The sequence below is a fragment of the Tardiphaga sp. 215_C5_N2_1 genome (assembly GCF_052076055.1).
GTDB lineage: Bacteria > Pseudomonadota > Alphaproteobacteria > Rhizobiales > Xanthobacteraceae > Tardiphaga > Tardiphaga robiniae.
Genome location: NZ_CP197240.1, coordinates 976,260 through 992,402, shown reverse-complemented (window position 1 = coordinate 992,402; position 16,143 = coordinate 976,260). Strand labels below are relative to the sequence as shown.

The 16,143-nt window shown below is 61.6% G+C and carries 15 protein-coding genes; 2 read left to right on the top strand and 13 right to left on the bottom strand.

The genetic code is table 11. The features are described from left to right. Positions 1-147 precede the first annotated feature (147 nt). Entirely contained in the window at positions 148-1,362 is a 1,215-nt protein-coding gene (locus AB7828_RS04600; RefSeq protein ID WP_441229506.1) for a deoxyguanosinetriphosphate triphosphohydrolase, read from the bottom strand. 100 nt (positions 1,363-1,462) lie between these two features. On the opposite strand from AB7828_RS04600, the gene erpA reads away from it, so the two are divergent. After that, positions 1,463-1,810 carry an iron-sulfur cluster insertion protein ErpA gene (gene erpA / locus AB7828_RS04595; protein ID WP_092142522.1) on the top strand — a complete coding sequence of 116 codons (348 nt, stop codon included), beginning with the start codon at positions 1,463-1,465 and terminating at the stop codon, positions 1,808-1,810. 26 nt (positions 1,811-1,836) lie between these two features. Here erpA and AB7828_RS04590 read toward each other — a convergent pair whose 3' ends face one another. Genes AB7828_RS04590 through AB7828_RS04580 form a run of 3 tightly spaced genes read right to left on the bottom strand, consistent with a single transcriptional unit; the run spans position 1,837 to position 6,952 of the window. After that, positions 1,837-2,679: an amidohydrolase family protein gene (locus tag AB7828_RS04590; RefSeq protein ID WP_439077066.1), complete on the bottom strand. Its 843-nt coding sequence runs from the start codon at positions 2,677-2,679 to the stop codon at positions 1,837-1,839. Between the two features lie 10 nt (positions 2,680-2,689). Further along, on the bottom strand, positions 2,690-5,818 hold the full coding sequence (locus tag AB7828_RS04585) for an efflux RND transporter permease subunit (RefSeq protein ID WP_231080773.1): 3,129 nt from the start codon (positions 5,816-5,818) through the stop codon (positions 2,690-2,692). A 3-nt stretch (positions 5,819-5,821) separates the two neighbouring features. Next, positions 5,822-6,952, bottom strand: a complete 1,131-nt coding sequence (locus AB7828_RS04580; RefSeq protein WP_089264722.1) for an efflux RND transporter periplasmic adaptor subunit — start codon at positions 6,950-6,952, stop codon at positions 5,822-5,824. A gap of 169 nt (positions 6,953-7,121) precedes the next feature. Between AB7828_RS04580 and xth the strand changes: the two genes are divergently transcribed. Continuing rightward, a complete protein-coding gene (gene xth / locus AB7828_RS04575; RefSeq protein ID WP_120289926.1) occupies positions 7,122-7,913 on the top strand; it encodes an exodeoxyribonuclease III in 792 nt (263 codons plus the stop codon). A gap of 221 nt (positions 7,914-8,134) precedes the next feature. Here the strand turns inward: xth and AB7828_RS04570 are convergent, their stop codons facing one another. From AB7828_RS04570 to pdhA, 9 genes are all read right to left on the bottom strand, one after another. After that, positions 8,135-8,947, bottom strand: coding sequence for a tetratricopeptide repeat protein (locus AB7828_RS04570; RefSeq protein ID WP_441229505.1), 813 nt, complete (start codon positions 8,945-8,947; stop codon positions 8,135-8,137). Continuing rightward, positions 8,934-9,614 (bottom strand): hypothetical protein, encoded by a 681-nt coding sequence (locus AB7828_RS04565; protein ID WP_441229504.1) that lies wholly within the window; start codon positions 9,612-9,614, stop codon positions 8,934-8,936. Before AB7828_RS04565 ends, AB7828_RS04570 begins: the two co-directional genes overlap by 14 nt. Before the next feature lie 289 nt (positions 9,615-9,903). After that, entirely contained in the window at positions 9,904-10,149 is a 246-nt protein-coding gene (locus AB7828_RS04560; RefSeq protein WP_175367050.1) for a hypothetical protein, read from the bottom strand. A 163-nt stretch (positions 10,150-10,312) separates the two neighbouring features. Further along, the gene (gene lpdA, locus AB7828_RS04555) at positions 10,313-11,734 is read right to left on the bottom strand and encodes a dihydrolipoyl dehydrogenase (protein ID WP_441229503.1); all 1,422 of its coding nucleotides are present in this window, start codon (positions 11,732-11,734) and stop codon (positions 10,313-10,315) included. Next, complete coding sequence (locus AB7828_RS04550; protein WP_441229502.1) at positions 11,727-11,939, bottom strand: hypothetical protein; 213 nt, start codon at positions 11,937-11,939, stop codon at positions 11,727-11,729. Before AB7828_RS04550 ends, lpdA begins: the two co-directional genes overlap by 8 nt. Positions 11,940-11,994: 55 nt before the next feature. Beyond that, positions 11,995-13,362 carry a pyruvate dehydrogenase complex dihydrolipoamide acetyltransferase gene (locus AB7828_RS04545; protein ID WP_439061511.1) on the bottom strand — a complete coding sequence of 456 codons (1,368 nt, stop codon included), beginning with the start codon at positions 13,360-13,362 and terminating at the stop codon, positions 11,995-11,997. Between the two features lie 2 nt (positions 13,363-13,364). Then, positions 13,365-13,670 carry a DUF5076 domain-containing protein gene (locus tag AB7828_RS04540; protein WP_175367054.1) on the bottom strand — a complete coding sequence of 102 codons (306 nt, stop codon included), beginning with the start codon at positions 13,668-13,670 and terminating at the stop codon, positions 13,365-13,367. Between the two features lie 3 nt (positions 13,671-13,673). Further along, complete coding sequence (locus AB7828_RS04535; RefSeq protein ID WP_441229501.1) at positions 13,674-15,074, bottom strand: pyruvate dehydrogenase complex E1 component subunit beta; 1,401 nt, start codon at positions 15,072-15,074, stop codon at positions 13,674-13,676. A gap of 32 nt (positions 15,075-15,106) precedes the next feature. Further along, entirely contained in the window at positions 15,107-16,138 is a 1,032-nt protein-coding gene (gene pdhA / locus AB7828_RS04530) for a pyruvate dehydrogenase (acetyl-transferring) E1 component subunit alpha (RefSeq protein WP_068730816.1), read from the bottom strand. Between the last annotated feature and the right edge of the window lie 5 nt (positions 16,139-16,143).

The window sequence follows — 16,143 nt, the reverse complement described above, 5'->3', positions numbered from 1 at the left end:
CTTGCGCCGGGACTGTTGCCGGCTGGATTGCATCAAGGATGGATAGCGGTTTCGTATGCGTTCCGCTGCACTTGTTTGATTTCAAACAGATACAGACTTCTGAAAATCGCAGATTTCGCAGCCCCAAAAGGCACTTACGGGGATCGCCTAACGCAATTCGGGGGTCGAGTCAAAGAGCCGGATATGCTCGGTGATGGCAAAACGATCGGTCATCCCGGCAATGAAATTGCCGATCCGGCGCGCCTGTTCGCCCTCCGATTCCGGCTCAGCGCCTTCAGGGGGCAGCCATTCAGGCGGCAGATCCTCGGGCGCGCGCTGATAGCGTGCGAACAGGTCGGTAACCAGACATTCCGCCTCGACCATCACCCGCATGACACGCTCATGGCGATACATGTGCTGCCAGAGGAAGGCCTTGATCCCGGCCTCGGCTTCTGCCGCGTCGGCACGAAACGCGACAAGCTTGCGCCCGCAGCGGCGAATGTCCTCAGCGGATTGCGGCAACACCGCGCCTAGCCGTTGCTCAGTCTCACCGACGACCGCACCGATCAGATAGGAAATCAGCTCGCGCACCAGTTCGGCACCGCGCCGGCTCTCGTCGAGACCGGGATAGCGCGTGTCGATCTTGGCGATCATGTCTTGCGTGAGCGGCATCGCCTTGAGGTCATCGACGGTGAACAGCCCGGCGCGCAATCCATCGTCGATGTCGTGAGCGTCATAGGCGATATCATCTGCAATCGCCGCAACCTGAGCTTCCAGCGAAGCGAAGCTCGACAGCTCCAGATCAAAGGTGCGGTCATATTCGGTGATCCCGAACGGCACGCCATGGGTGGCATAACGTCCCACAGGGGCGCCTAACGCGTCCGTTAGCGGCCCGTTGTGCTTAACGATGCCTTCGAGGGTTTCCCAGGTCAGATTGAGGCCATCGAACTCGGGATACCGATGCTCCAGCGACGTGACGAGGCGCAGGGTCTGGGCGTTGTGATCGAAGCCGCCATGGGCCTCGAGACAGGCGTCCAGCGCCCGCTCGCCGGCATGGCCGAACGGTGGATGGCCGATGTCATGGGCCAGCGCCAAGGTCTCGGTCAGGTCCTCGTCGAGGCCCAGTTGCCGGGCCACGGCGCGGGCGATCTGCGCCACTTCCAACGTGTGGGTGAGACGGGTGCGGTAATGATCGCCCTCGTGGAACACAAAGACCTGGGTCTTGTGCTTGAGGCGCCGAAACGCGGTCGAATGGATGACCCGGTCGCAATCCCGGCGAAACGCGCTGCGGGTCCGGCTCGGAGCCTCGGAAAACAGCCGTCCGCGGCTGCGATCGGGGTCGCAGGCATAGGGTGCGCGGGGAGCAGCCATTCCGACCGACACGGCGTGTTTATCCTTGATCCAATTGATTCCTGAGCCTGCCGCACTTAACTATGGGGAGCGGCAGATTCAAATGGTTCGAATCTTGCCCGGAGAGCCAGATATGACCGACACTGCAGTCACCGAGGCCCCGCTCACCGTCAGCGCGCGTGCTGCGCGCCGGATCGGCGAGATCCTCAAGACCGAAGGCACCGGCGCCATGCTCCGCGTGTCGGTCGAAGGCGGCGGCTGCTCCGGCTTCCAGTACAAGTTCGACGTCGAGCGCGCTAAGGCGGACGACGACATCCTGATCGAACGTGACAGCGCCGTGGTGCTGGTCGACCCCTCCTCAGCACCGTTCCTGGCCGGCTCCGAACTCGACTTCGTCGATGACCTGATCGGCGCCTCGTTCCGCGTCGTCAATCCGAACGCGACGGCGTCCTGCGGCTGCGGGACCAGCTTCTCGATCTGACCTCTATTCGGCTCTTTTAGATCGGTCTATTTCTCGGCGAACAGCGCCCGCGCATTGCCGTGCGCGATCTGTTTAGCGACCGCCGGCGGCAGTTGCGCCAGCCATGCGCGATAGCCATCCATAATGTCGCCATAGCTCGCCCAGCGTTCCGGCACCCAGGTGTCGGAGCCCAGCAGGAAGCGATCGGGGTAGCGCTCGAACAGCACGCGCCATTGCGGCGTCAGTTTGCCTGATCCGTCCACGATGCCGCTGCGGTAAGACAATTCACCCCACAGTTTCGGGTATTTTATCAGCATCGCTGCGACACGGTCCGGCGCGAGGCTGAAGCCGGTATGTGCCCAGATAATCTGCGCACGCGGATTGTGCCGCATCAGAATCTCGACCGCTTCGTCGTCGGCATGGGCGTGCAAATAGAGATTGTTGGCGACGGCAAAGTCGACGGTCTTCTTGACCATCTCGGTATCGGCCGCCTTGCCGGTCAGATGGAATTCGCCGACACCGCGATAGTAGCCGCGCTTGAACTCCTCCTGCACGAGATCGAAGATTACGGGATCGTTGAACCAGCTGCCGATATCGGCGCGCACGCGATACGGCCGGATGAACGGCACGACCTGCAGATCGCCTGCCTTGCCACTGGCCTTACCGTCCATCAGCACATGGGTGCCGGTGTTCGGGCGGCTGGTGGCGAGAATCCCGGTGACGCGGTTCTTCCTGAAAACCTCCAGCACTTCGTCGGGCTGGTAATACGGCTTCGGCTCCCAGTTGTAATGCATATGGGCGTCGAAGATTTCGATCCGATCGTCGGCACGGACCGGCGCGACAACGAAAGCGGCCAGCAAAGCGGCCGCAGTGAGTGTTCTCACCGGCATCGAAGACACCCTATTCCGCAGCCACGACGCGCGGACGATCGTCGTGGTCTTCTTCCTCGAGCTGCGGCTGCAGCTTGCGCTTCAGCTTGCGGTCGATGCGGTCGAGATAGATGTAGATGACCGGCGTGATGAACAGCGTCAGCAATTGCGAGACACACAGACCGCCGACCACCGCTACGCCAAGTGGCTGACGCAATTCGGCGCCGGCACCGGCACCGAGCGCGATCGGCAGCGTGCCGAAGATGGCCGCGAAAGTGGTCATCATGATCGGGCGGAAACGCAGCAGCGCGGCTTCGCGGATCGCATGTTCGGCCGAGAGGCCGACGCGACGACGCTCGAGTGCGAAGTCGACCATCATGATGGCGTTCTTCTTGACGATGCCGACCAGCATGACGATGCCGATCATGGCGATGACCGACATCTCCATCTTGAACAGCATCAAGGTCAGGATCGCGCCGATGCCCGCCGACGGGAGGCCGGAGATGATCGTGATCGGATGGATGAAGCTCTCATAGAGGATGCCGAGGATCACGAAGGCCGCGAACACGGCGGCGAGGATCAGTACGCCCTGCCCGCGCAACGAATCCTGGAACACCTGCGCCGTGCCAGAGAAGCCCGTGGCGATGGTCACCGGCAGTTTGGAATCCGCCTCGATTTGCGTGATCTGGTCGACCGCATAACCCAGCGAATAGCCGGGCACCAGATTGAACGAGATCGTCACAGCCGGCTGCTGACCCTGATGGTTGATCTGCAGCGGCCCAACCGTCGGTACCAGACGCGCGACCGCACTCAGCGGAATGGTCTGGTTGTTCGATGTCTTCATATAGAGCTTGGAGAGATCGCTCGGATCGATCCGGAACTGCGGCTGTGCTTCCAGAATGATCTGATAGTCGTTGGTCGGCATATAGATGGTGCCGACCTGACGCGAGCCGAACGCATTATAGAGCTGGTTACGAACCTGATCGACGGTGACGCCGTAGACCGCCGCCTTTTCGCGGTCGATATCGACCGTCATTTGCGGGTTCTTGATGTATAGGTCGGTGGTCACGTCGAGCAGGCCCGGCACCTTGGCGATGCGGTCGCGCATCTCCGGCGATACGCGATACAGCGTGTCGGTGTCGCTGCCCTGAAGCACGTATTGATACTGGCTCTTCGACGGTCGGCCGCCGATGTTCAGATTCTGGATGCTCTGGAAGAAGGCCTGCAAGCCAGGAACGGCCAACGACTTCTGGCGCAGCCGCGTCATCACCACCTGCGCGGGATCACGATCCTGGCGCGGTTTCAGCGCAACGAACAGACGACCGTAATTCGCCGTCGCATTCGGACCGCCGGAGCCCACGGTGCTGTTGATGTATTCGACGGCAGGATCGGATTTCAGCAGATCAGCAAGCGCCTGCTGCCGCGCACTCATCGCTTCGAAGGACGTATCGGTTGCGGCTTCGGTCGTACCGGTCAGGAACCCGGTATCCTCCTGCGGGAAGAAGCCCTTTGGTACGATGTTGTAGAGATAGACGGTGCCGCCGAGGGTCGCGAGTGTCACCACCAGCATGATGCCCTTGTGTGCCAGTACGCGATCGAGCGCCCATTCGTAACCGCGCAGCCAGGCCGCAAATATGCGCTCGAAACCGCGCAGGATGAAATTTTCCTTGTGCTCGGGATTGTGCGCCTTGAGCACGCGCGCGCAGAGCATAGGCGTCAGCGTCAGCGACACGAAACCGGAGACGATGATCGCCACCGCGATCGTCACCGCGAATTCACGGAACACGCGGCCGACAATGCCGCCCATCAGCAGCACGGGAATGAACACCGCGATCAGCGAGAAGGTGATCGAGACGATGGTGAAACCGATTTCGCGCGCGCCCTTCAGGGCCGCATCGAACGGCTTCATGCCGAGTTCGATGTGCCGGACGATATTCTCCAGCATGACGATGGCGTCGTCGACAACGAAGCCGACGGACAGTGTCAACGCCAGCAGCGTCATGTTGTTGATGGAGTAGTCCAGCATGTACATCGCGGCGCATGTGCCGAAGATCGAGATCGGCACCGCCAGTGCGGGGATCAAGGTCGCGGAGGCTGAGCGCAGGAACAGGAAGATCACGAAGATCACCAGCACAACGGCGATCAGCAATGTCTCCTCGACGTCGGCGACGGCTTCGCGGACCGAGATCGAGCGGTCCATCATCATATTGACTTCGACCGATGGCGGCAATTGCGCGCGCAGCGACGGCAACTTGGCGCGGACGCCGTCGACCACAGCGACCGTGTTGGCGTCGGGTTGCTTCTGGATCGCCAGCACGATGGCGCGCTCACCATTCAACCATGTCGCGACCTTGTCGTTTTCGACGGCGTCATAGATCTTGGCGACTTCGTTCAGCTTGACCGGCGAGCCGTTGCGCCAGGCAACAACGACCTGGCCGTAGTCGGCGGCCTTGGACATCTGTCCGGATGCCTGCAGCGAGATATCCTGCTTCGGTCCGTTCAGAGTTCCGACCGGCGTCGAGGAGTTCGCGCGTGACACCGCCGTACGGATATCTTCAAGCGACAATCCACGAGCCGCCGCAGCTTCAGGATCGGCCTGGACGCGAATGGCGAATTTCTGCGTGCCATAGATCAGCACCTGCGCCACGCCGGGAATCTGCGACAGCGCCTGCCCGATGGTGATATCGCCAAATTCATTGACGGCCGAGAGCGGCAGCGTCGATGAACTCAGCGCAATGAACAGCACCGGGAAATCGCCGGGGTTCACCTTGCGGAAACTCGGCGGGATCGTCATTTCGATCGGCAACCGGCGCTGTGCGATCGTCAGCGCAGTCTGCACGTCCAGCGCCGCCGCATCGATATTGCGGTTGAGATCGAACTGAATGATGATCTGGGTCGTTCCCTGCGACGAGCTCGACGACATCGAAGAGATACCAGCGATGGTCGAGAGCTGACGCTCGATGATGCCGGCGACCGAGGCCGCCATCGTGTCGGCGCTGGCGCCTGGCAGGGTCGCCGTCACCGCGATGGTAGGAAAGTCCACTTTCGGAAGCGCCGACACCGGCAGCAGCCGGAAACCGAAAATGCCAAACGCGATGATCGTCGCCGTGATGAGCGTGGTCATCACAGGGCGACGGATGCAGAGCTCCGAGAGGGTCATGTTTTATGCCCCGGCCTTGCGAGCCCGGGCTTCGACCCGTGTGCCTTGTGTCAGCAAGAGCTGGCCGTCGACGACGACGTCCTCATCCCCTTTTAAACCCGACGAGATCACCGAAATCCCCTGGAAGGTCCGATCGACTTCGACAGGCTGAACACGGGCGACGCCGTCCTTCACCATGAAGACGAAGTTCCCGGTCTGGCTGCGCTGCACGGCCACGGTGGGCACAACTACGCCGTCCTCGGTGCGCACGATCAACTTGGTCTGTACCAGAATGCCCGGCCACAGGGTTTCGTTCGGATTGCTCATGATGCCGCGCACAGTGACCATGCCGGTGGTGGAATCCACAGTGTTTTCCACCATCGCCACCTTGCCGGTTTCAGAACGGCCGCTGTTCGGGATGGTCGCAATGACCGAGGTCGATCCCGCCGCCATCGCTTCGCGCAGATCGCCAAGCACACGCTGCGGAATGGCGAAGGAGACATAGACCGGAGCCATCTGATTAATGGTGGCGAGCGGCGCCGTATCGGCCGGGCGCACGAAATTGCCGACCTTCACATTGGCTGCACTGATCCGGCCGGAGAACGGCGCGCGAATGATGGTGTAGCTCTTCTGGACCTTGAGATTATCGAGCGCCGACTGATCGGCCCGGATGGTTCCGGCCAGGATGTCGGATTGGGTCTTGGCATTATCGACGCTCACCTGGGTGGTCGCGCCCTTCCCGATCAGATCGGTAAAGCGCCGCACGTCGCGTTCCGCACCGGCCAGTTGGGCCTGATCGCGGGCCAGCGTGCCTTCGGCCTGCTCGATCTGGGCATCAATCTGCCGCGAATCGAGGGTGAACAGCAGATCGCCTTCCTTGACCTTGGCGCCGTCTTCAAAATGCACCGAGGTGATGGTGGTTTCCACCCGCGACTTGAGCGCGACACTCGAAATCGGCGTTACTGTACCGATCGAATCGACATCGACCGGAACCGGTTTGCGTTCCGCCTTGGCAATCTCGACCGCAACGATCCGTGCGCGCTGCGGGGCCTGTGCATTAGTGTTGCCACCGGTCCACGAGGAGCGCGTCGTGTAGGCCGCAACCGCGGCAGCGCCGACGAGAACGAGTAGAGCGATCGATGTGCGTTTCTTCATATGGTCCATGTCACCTGGTACAGAAGATCGGGTCGCCCCCGTTTCCCGCCCATGGCAGCTTTAAAGACAGCGTCTGTGCGCTTTAGGCTTAAAGCTTATCATGTTGGCGGGGATGATGGTATGCCACGTTGACGTATTTTTGCCATTGTTGTTACCGGAATCCCATCAGATGAGAATTGCCACCTGGAATGTGAATTCTGTCCGCCAGCGGCTGGACCATCTGGTGACGTGGCTGCGCGACTGTTCCCCGGACATCGTCTGCCTGCAGGAGATCAAATGCCTCGATGAGGCGTTTCCGCGCGAGCCCATCGAGGCGCTCGGCTACAATGTCGTCACCCACGGCCAGAAGACGTTCAACGGCGTCGCCCTGCTCTCGAAATATCCGCTGGAGGAAGCCACGCCCCGGCTGGCGGGCGACGACGAGGATCTTCATGCCCGCTTCATCGAAGGCGTGGTGTCGCTGAAATCCGGGGTGGTCCGGGTGGCCTGCCTGTATCTGCCGAACGGCAATCCAGTCGACACCGAGAAGTATCCCTACAAGCTGAAATGGATGTCCCGGCTACAGGAGTTCACCCGACTACGGCTGAAGACCGAGGAGCCGTTGATTCTCGCCGGCGACTTCAACGTCATCCCGGCGGCAGCAGACGCCTATAATCCGGCGGCCTGGATCAACGACGCGCTGTTCAAGCCGGAGACCCGCGCGAGCTTCCAGACCCTGCTCGGCTTGGGCATGACCGACGCCCTGCGCGCCGTCACCGATGAGCCCGGCCAGTACACGTTCTGGGACTATCAGGCCGGCGCCTGGCAGAAGAACTGGGGCATCCGCATCGATCATCTGCTGCTGTCACCACAGGCCAGCGACAAGCTCATCGATGTCGGCATCGACAAGTATGTGCGCGCCTGGGAGAAGCCGAGCGATCACGTGCCGGTGTGGGTCGACCTGGATCTGGAGGCGGCGTAAAGGCCCGTCGCCAAGCGCTCCCCAAACACAAACCGTCATCGCCCGGCTTGACCGGGCGATCCAGCAAACGCCCGGGGCAATGTTCCGAGGCGGCGCCTGACGCGAGCACTCGTTGATAATAATGAAGGCTGGCGATTACTGGGTCACCCGGTCAAGCCGGGTGACGACAGTCGAGTGTGAGGTAATCGCGCTCGGAAACGGTCGCTTAGTCCGGGACAACCTCAGTCCCGTTTGCCGGACACCCAGTGTTCAAGCATCTGCAGCGCCATCGCACGGTCGTCTTCGGAGGCCTTGGCGATGGCCTTGTTGTAGCTGTCGCGGATCCAGGTGTCGTCCGGGCCGGCATTGTCCCGGGCCAGCGTCAGCCACATCAGGCCGCGCGCCATCTGCCGTGGCAGCGATTCACCGTTGAACAGCATCTGGCCGAGCAACGCCTGCGCCTGGTGCTGGCCCTTCTGCGCAGCAAGGCCCAGCCAGCGGGCACCGTATTTGGTGTCGCGCGGGGTACCGATGCCCTTCAGGTACAGCCGGGCCAGATCGTATTGCGCGTCGGCATTGCCGAAATAGGACGCAGCGTAGGAGAACATCTCGCGCGCGCGTTCGGTGTCGGCCTTGATCTTCGAATTCGGAATGCCGTCGAGGTAATAGCGACCGAGCGCCACGAAGGCGTTGGCGACGATGGTGGCCTGCGGCGCGGACGGCGAGTCCTCGGCATGGGCATTGGCGATACGGCTGAAATATTCGAAGGCACGCAGGTCGTCCTGTGCCACACCGTTGCCATCGGCATACATCCGGCCGAGCTTCCACTGGGCAATCGGATGACCGCCTTCAGCGGCATATTGGAGTGCGGTCAGTGAGGTGTCGGGCTTGGCAGCCTTCTTCAAGACCGGCGCAGCACCGGGAATGGTCGTTACAACCGGCAGGGCCGCGTCGCTGCTGCCAACGGGCGCACCATCAAAGGCAAAGGCCGGCGCGGCCACTGACGCGGCACCCAAAGCAAACGCTACAAAAATGGTACGCTCAACTATCCGCATAACAGTATTTCTCGTGGGCCCGGCCGGTTTGGGTCACGGCGCAACCAATGGCCGATCCAACCTGCGGGGCATATGTCCACAGCGTCCCTGACATATGGTTAGTCGCGCGACGCTTCCGTTTGGTCGGGTGCGCGGCCAATTCTTTGTCGGTCAATTTTACGTTAAGGCAGCCCTCACCGGTTTCGCACCCGATGGTGCTACCGCCCATCGATTCGAAGGTGTCAGGAGCCAGAGTCCCCTTCGATCCAACAAGGTCACCAATAACGGCGATCAGCTTGTCGGCAGAACGAATGACGTCCTGATGGGAATTCCGCGTCACGGGCTTCATTTTCTCCGCGATCATCTGCCCCGTCGCAGTGAGGCACGCTCCCTGCGACCGGCTGTGATCGAGCAATGTCGTCTTCAGCAACAGTATGTCGGCAACTTCCAATATGTCTTTGGCGACATAACGGCTCACCCGCTTCAAATCGGTGCCATATGGTGTCTTTTTGAAGATTTCGACAGCACGAGATTCTTCCGCGCGCAGCACTTGGCCGGCAACGGGCTGTTCGCCTTGTGACATAGCCAGACTCATCGCGGACGGGAGCGCGCCACGCGACGCCTGCTCCCGGCCCTCCGTCATAAGACGGCTAGGCAAACGCGACTTGATGTTCGTCTTGGCGTCCATCGCGAACCTGGTTTCTCAGGCCGCTTCGGCGATCCGGGACAATCCCACTGACATCCCGCCGATCAACAAAGCGCTCCAGCCTTCTGGCTGGTGAGAAATGATTTCACGAAGGCGTGTGGCCAAATAGCGGCGGTTACAATACCCACAGCACGACAGGGTTAAATCTTGGGGGACTGTGGCAACCAAGCAACATTTGTGGCGCACCGGCAACCCTTTTGAGCGAGGCTAAAATCGCTGCCCCGTTACCGGAAAGTCGGCGCAAGGCCGACCTTTCCATTCGTTGCCGATCTCAACGTCCGGCGGGCGCGGAGGTGGCACCACCGTAGACCAGCCCGGGATAAACACCGCGGATGAGCACGGGATCACGGCCCCAGCCCGGGTAATAGGCGAAGGCATCGCGTGAGGCGCCATAGGTTGTGACGGCCTGCGGTTGAGCATACCGGTGTGCAGAGCGCCGCTCTGACGCAGTGGCGGCACCGGACATTATCAGAGCAATGAGGGCCGAAGCCGCGGCAGTGGTGATCGTTGTTTTCATGAAAAGCTCCCTGAATTAAGCGTCACTCGGAAATGACAGCACTTTGCGCCTTGGACGCATTCGCGTCTGACCTTGGCGGCAGATAACGTCGGGAGACCGGAACGTAAGCCCGCCGCAACTTCACGATGCGGCGATCAAAATTATCGATCGGAAATGCTTCCGACTACGTATTCAGCACGCGCCCATAGGCGTCGAGCACGGCTTCCTTCATCGTCTCCGAGATGGTCGGATGCGGGAAGATGGTGTGGAAGAGTTCCTCTTCCGTGGTCTCCAGATTCATAGCGACCACAAAGCCCTGGATCATCTCGACGACCTCAGCGCCGACCATATGGGCGCCGAGCAGCTGGCCAGTCTTCTTGTCGAAGATCACCTTCACCATGCCCTGGTCCTCGCCCTGGGCGATCGCCTTGCCATTGGCGACGAAGGGGAAGCGGCCGACGCGGATGTCCCTGCCGGCTTCCTTGGCCTTGGCTTCGGTGAGACCGACCGAGGCCACCTGCGGATGGCAATAGGTGCAGCCCGGGATCAGCGACTTGTCCATTGCATGCGGGTTCATCCCCTTGATCGCCTCGACGCAGATCACGCCCTCATGCTCTGCCTTGTGGGCCAGCATCGGCGGGCCGGCGACGTCGCCGATGGCATAGACGCCGGGCACGTTGGTCTTGCCGTATTTGTCGATCACGATGCAGCCGCGCTCGGTCTTCACGCCGAGCTTCTCGAGGCCAAAGCCTTCGATATTGCCGACCACGCCGACCGCCGAGATGACGCGATCGACGATGAGTTGCTGGGTAGCCCCCTTGCCGTCCTCGATGGTCACGGTGACCGAATCCGACTTCTTGTCGAGCTTGGTCACCTTCGCGCCGGACATGATCTTGATGCCCTGCTTCTCGAACTGCTTGCGGGCGAAACCGGCGATCTCAGCGTCTTCCACCGGCAGGATCTGTGGCAGCACCTCGACCACAGTCACGTCGGCGCCCATGGTCTTGTAGAACGACGCGAATTCGATGCCGATGGCGCCAGAGCCAACCACCAGCAGCGACTTCGGCATCTTGTCCGGGTTCATCGCCTCGAAATAGGTCCAGACCAGCTTGTTGTCGGGCTCGAGGCCCGGCAGCACGCGCGGCCGGGCGCCGGTGGCGACGATGATATGCTTGGCGGTGTAACTACCTGCCCCGAGCGCGCCCTTGGGCGCTGTGGCTTCCGTCTTCTTGACAGTGAACTTGCCCGGCGCATCCAGGGTCGCTTCACCCCAGATGATCGAGATCTTGTTCTTGTTCATCAGATATTCGACGCCGCCGCTGAGGCGCTTCACGACGCCGCGCGAGCGCGCGATCACGGCCTTGATGTCGAACGTCACGTTGTCCGCCGACAGGCCATAATCCTTGGCATGCTGCATGTAGTGATAGATTTCCGCCGAGCGCAGCAGCGCCTTGGTCGGGATACAGCCCCAGTTATTGCAGATGCCGCCGAGATAGGCCTTCTCGACGATCGCTGTCTTGAAGCCGAGCTGCGCGGCCCGAATGGCCGTCACATAGCCGCCGGGACCGGAGCCGATGACGACGACGTCGAAGGATGTATCAGCCATGGGTCACTCCACTCGCCAATCGGCGCTGTCTTGAAATCAGAAATTTTCGGATGCCGAATTCGATCAATCCCAGCGCCGCAAGGATGCCCAGCGCGCAATAGACCAAAAACTGTCCCAGGCTGCGCGCCAGTTGTTCACCTGAATGAAACGCGTTGTCGATGATCCCATATCCAACCGGATTCAGCGCAGCGACGGCGGCGGTCAATAGCGAGATCCAGGGCCATGATGTTTTGACTTTCATGAGCCACCGAACCTGAGCCTTACACCACCATCATCACGGGATTTTCGATCAGCTTCTTGAATGCCGTGATCAGTTCGGCGCCGAGCGCGCCATCGATGGCGCGGTGATCGCAGGAAAGTGTCACGCTCATGATGGTTGCAGCGACGATCTGGCCATTGCGCACGACGGCCCGTTCCTCGCCCGTGCCAACCGCGAGGATCGACGACTGCGGCGGATTGATCACCGCCGTGAAGTCCTTGATGCCGAACATGCCGAGATTGGACACCGATGACGCACCGCCCTGGTATTCGTTGGGCTTGAGCTTCTTGGCCTTGGCGCGCGCGGCCAATTCCTTCATCTCGTTGGAGATTGCCGAAATCGACTTGATCTCGGCCTGGCGGATGATCGGCGTGATCAGGCCAAACGGCAGGGCCACTGCGACGCCGATGTCGGAATGCTTATGACGGAGCATCGCTGCTTCCGTCCACGACACGTTCGCTTCCGGAATCTTCTGCAGCGCGATGGCCATCGCCTTGATGACGAAATCGTTGACCGAGAGCTTGTAGAGCGGCTTGCCGTCCTTGTCCTTGCCGGCGGCAGCGTTGATCTCCTCGCGCGCGGCGGAGAGCTTGCCGAGATCGCAATCGACGGTGAGATAGAAGGTCGGCATCGAGTTGGTCGCAGCGGTGAGACGCTGCGCAATCGTGCGGCGCATCGAGTCATGCGGCACGCTCTCGTAACCACCCTGCTCGTACAGCCCGAGAATCTGTTGATCGGACATTGCAGGCGCACCGATCGCTCCAGTTGCACCTGCGGGAGCGCCGGCAGCCGCGGCTGATGCCTTCAGGCCGCCACCAGACTTCGCCTTCTCGACGTCTGCGGCCACAACGCGACCATGCGGACCCGATCCGTTGATACGACCGAGTTCGATGCCGGCGTCCTTGGCGAGACGACGCGCCAGCGGCGACGAGAACACGCGCGCGCCATTGCTTTGTGCCGCGGTCGGCTGCGGAGCCGGCGCGGCGGCCGGAGCCGGTGCTTTCGCTGCCGAAGCAGCAGCCGGCGCAGGTGCAGCGGCGGCAGGCTTGGGTGCGGGAGCCGCGGCAGCGGGTGCAGGCTTCGGCTTGTCGGCCCCTGCCCCCGAACCTGCAGCCTTTACGTCCTCGCCGTCGGCGGCGAGCACCGCGATCACCGCGTTCACAGCAACATCCTGCGTACCTTCCGCCACCAGGATCTTGGCGATGGTGCCTTCGTCGACGGCTTCGACTTCCATCGTCGCCTTGTCGGTCTCGATCTCCGCGATCACGTCGCCGGACTTGACCTTGTCGCCCTCTTTCTTGAGCCACTTGGCAAGGTTGCCCTTTTCCATGGTGGGCGACAGCGCAGGCATCAGAATGTTGATTGGCATTGTCAGTGACCTTGTTGCGACCGCGGCGTGGTGTTGCCCATGTCAGTCGGACGCGCGATTTCAGCTTCGAACATTTCGACGATGCGGTTCAGCGCCTCGTCCTCGGAATAATTGGCCTCACGCGCATAGGCGCGTGCGGCATGGCGCGCGATGTCGACCAGCAGGAGCCCCCACATGTCGGGCTCCTCGAAGGCACGCATGAAGGCGATGGACAGCCCGCCATCCAGCACGAATGCGCGCAACACCTCGGTGGCGTCCTCGCGGTCCATGACATCTGGCGGCAGTGGCTGTTCCTTCGGACCTGGCATGGTTCACCGATAGCAAACGGCTTTGGCCGCAGCCACGACGTCAGCCACCGACGGCAGCGCGAGCTTTTCAAGATTGGCGGCGTAAGGCATCGGCACGTCCTTCCCCGACACGCGGGCCACCGGCGCATCGAGATAGTCGAACGCGTGCTCCATGATCCGTGCGGCGATTTCGGCGCCCACACCCGACTGTTGCCAGCCTTCTTCCACCGTCACGGCGCGCGAGGTTTTCTTCACGGACTCGATGATGGTGTCGGTGTCGAGCGGACGCAGCGTGCGCAGGTCGATGACCTCCGCCTGGATGCCTTCCTTGGCGAGTTCTTCGGCGGCCTTCAGCGCATAGGTCATGCCGTTCGACCACGAGATCAGCGTCACATCCTTGCCGGCACGGGCGACCTTGGCCTTGCCGATCGGCACGATGTAGTCGTCGAGCTTCGGCACCTCGCCGGAATGCCCGTAGAGCATTTCGTTTTCGAGGAAGATCACGGGGTTCGGATCTCGGATCGCGGATTTGAGCAGGCCCTTGTAGTCGGCGGCGCTATAGGGCGCGACAACCTTGAGGCCCGGGATCTGCGAGTACCAGGCCGAATAGTCCTGGCTGTGCTGGGCGCCGACGCGCGCCGCAGCGCCGTTCGGGCCGCGAAACACGATCTGACAGGTCATCTGGCCGCCGGACATGTAGAGCGTCTTGGCAGCGGAGTTGATGATCTGGTCGATCGCCTGCATGGCGAAGTTGAAGGTCATGAATTCGACGATCGGCTTCAGGCCGGACATCGCCGCGCCGACGCCGACACCGGCGAAGCCGTGCTCGGTGATCGGCGTATCGATGACACGGCGTGCGCCGAATTCCTGCAGCAGGTTCTGGGTCACCTTGTAGGCGCCCTGATATTCGGCGACTTCCTCGCCCATGATGAAGACGTCTTCATCCCTGCGCATTTCCTCGGCCATCGCGTCGCGCAGCGCTTCGCGGATGGTCATGGTCACCATCTCGGTGCCTTCAGGAATTTCGGGATCGGGCTGGATCAAAGCCGTCGGAGCTGCTGGCGCTGTAGCCTCTTCCTGCGGAGCCGGAGCGGATTTGGCTTCCGCGGCAGGCGGCGCGGATTCTGCGGCCTTCTCCTGCTTCGCGGGGGCCGGTGCGCTCGCCGCGGCAGATGCGTCTTCGCCATCGGCGAGGATGGTCGCGATCGGCGTGTTGACCGCGACGTCGTTGGTCCCTTCCGGGATCAGGATCTTGCCGAGCGTCCCTTCATCGGTCGCTTCGACTTCCATCGTCGCCTTGTCTGTCTCGATTTCGGCAATCACATCGCCGGACTTGATCGTGTCGCCTTCCTTCTTGAGCCATTTGGAGAGGTTGCCTTTCTCCATGGTCGGGGACAGCGCGGGCATCAGAACTTGAATGGCCATTATAACTCCAGATCGGTCTTTAAGCCGCGCGCTTAGCGGTACACATCGGTGTAAAGTTCGGATGCATCGGGCTCAGGGTCCTGCTGCGCGAAATCCGCCGATGCGTTGACGATGTCACGCACCTCGGCGTCGATCGCCTTGAGGTCCTGCTCGGTCACGTCAGCGGCCAGCAGACGGTTGCGCACCTGCTCGATCGGGTCTTGATCGTGGCGAACTTTGTCTACTTCCTCGCGGGTCCGGTACTTGGCCGGATCGGACATCGAGTGGCCGCGATAGCGATAGGTCTGCATTTCCAGAATGAACGGACCCTTGCCGGCGCGGCACCAGGCGACCGCACGGTCACCGGCGGCCTTCACGGCGCGGACGTCCATGCCGTCGACCTGCTCGCCCGGAATGTTGAAGGAGATGCCGCGCTTGGAGAAGTCGGTCTGAGCCGAGGAGCGCGTCACCGAGGTACCCATGGCGTAGCGGTTGTTCTCGATGATGTAGATCACCGGGAGCTTCCACAGCTCCGCCATGTTAAAGCTCTCATAGACTTGGCCCTGGTTCGACGCGCCGTCGCCGAAGTAAGCGAGGCTGACGAGATCATTGCCGCGATAACGGTTGGCAAAAGCGAGACCCGTTCCGAGCGACACCTGCGCACCGACGATGCCATGGCCGCCATAGAAATTCTTCTCGCGGCTGAACATGTGCATGGAGCCACCCTTGCCCTTGGAGTAGCCGCCCTTGCGCCCCGTGAGCTCGGCCATGACGCCCTTGGCGTCCATGCCACAGGCCAGCATGTGACCGTGGTCGCGATAGCCGGTGATGACCTGATCGCCATCCTTCAATGCCATCTGCATGCCGACGACGATGGCTTCCTGACCGATATAGAGATGGCAGAAACCGCCGATCGCGCCCATGCCATAGAGCTGGCCAGCCTTCTCCTCGAAACGCCGGATCAGCAGCATGTCGCGAAGCGCGTGCATCTCCTGATCGCGGGTGAAATCTGGCGGCGATGACGGGGTTGCGCCATTGCTCGTTGCCTGCCCTGCGGGAGCGACGCTTTTCTTCGGTGCGGCCATGAAAA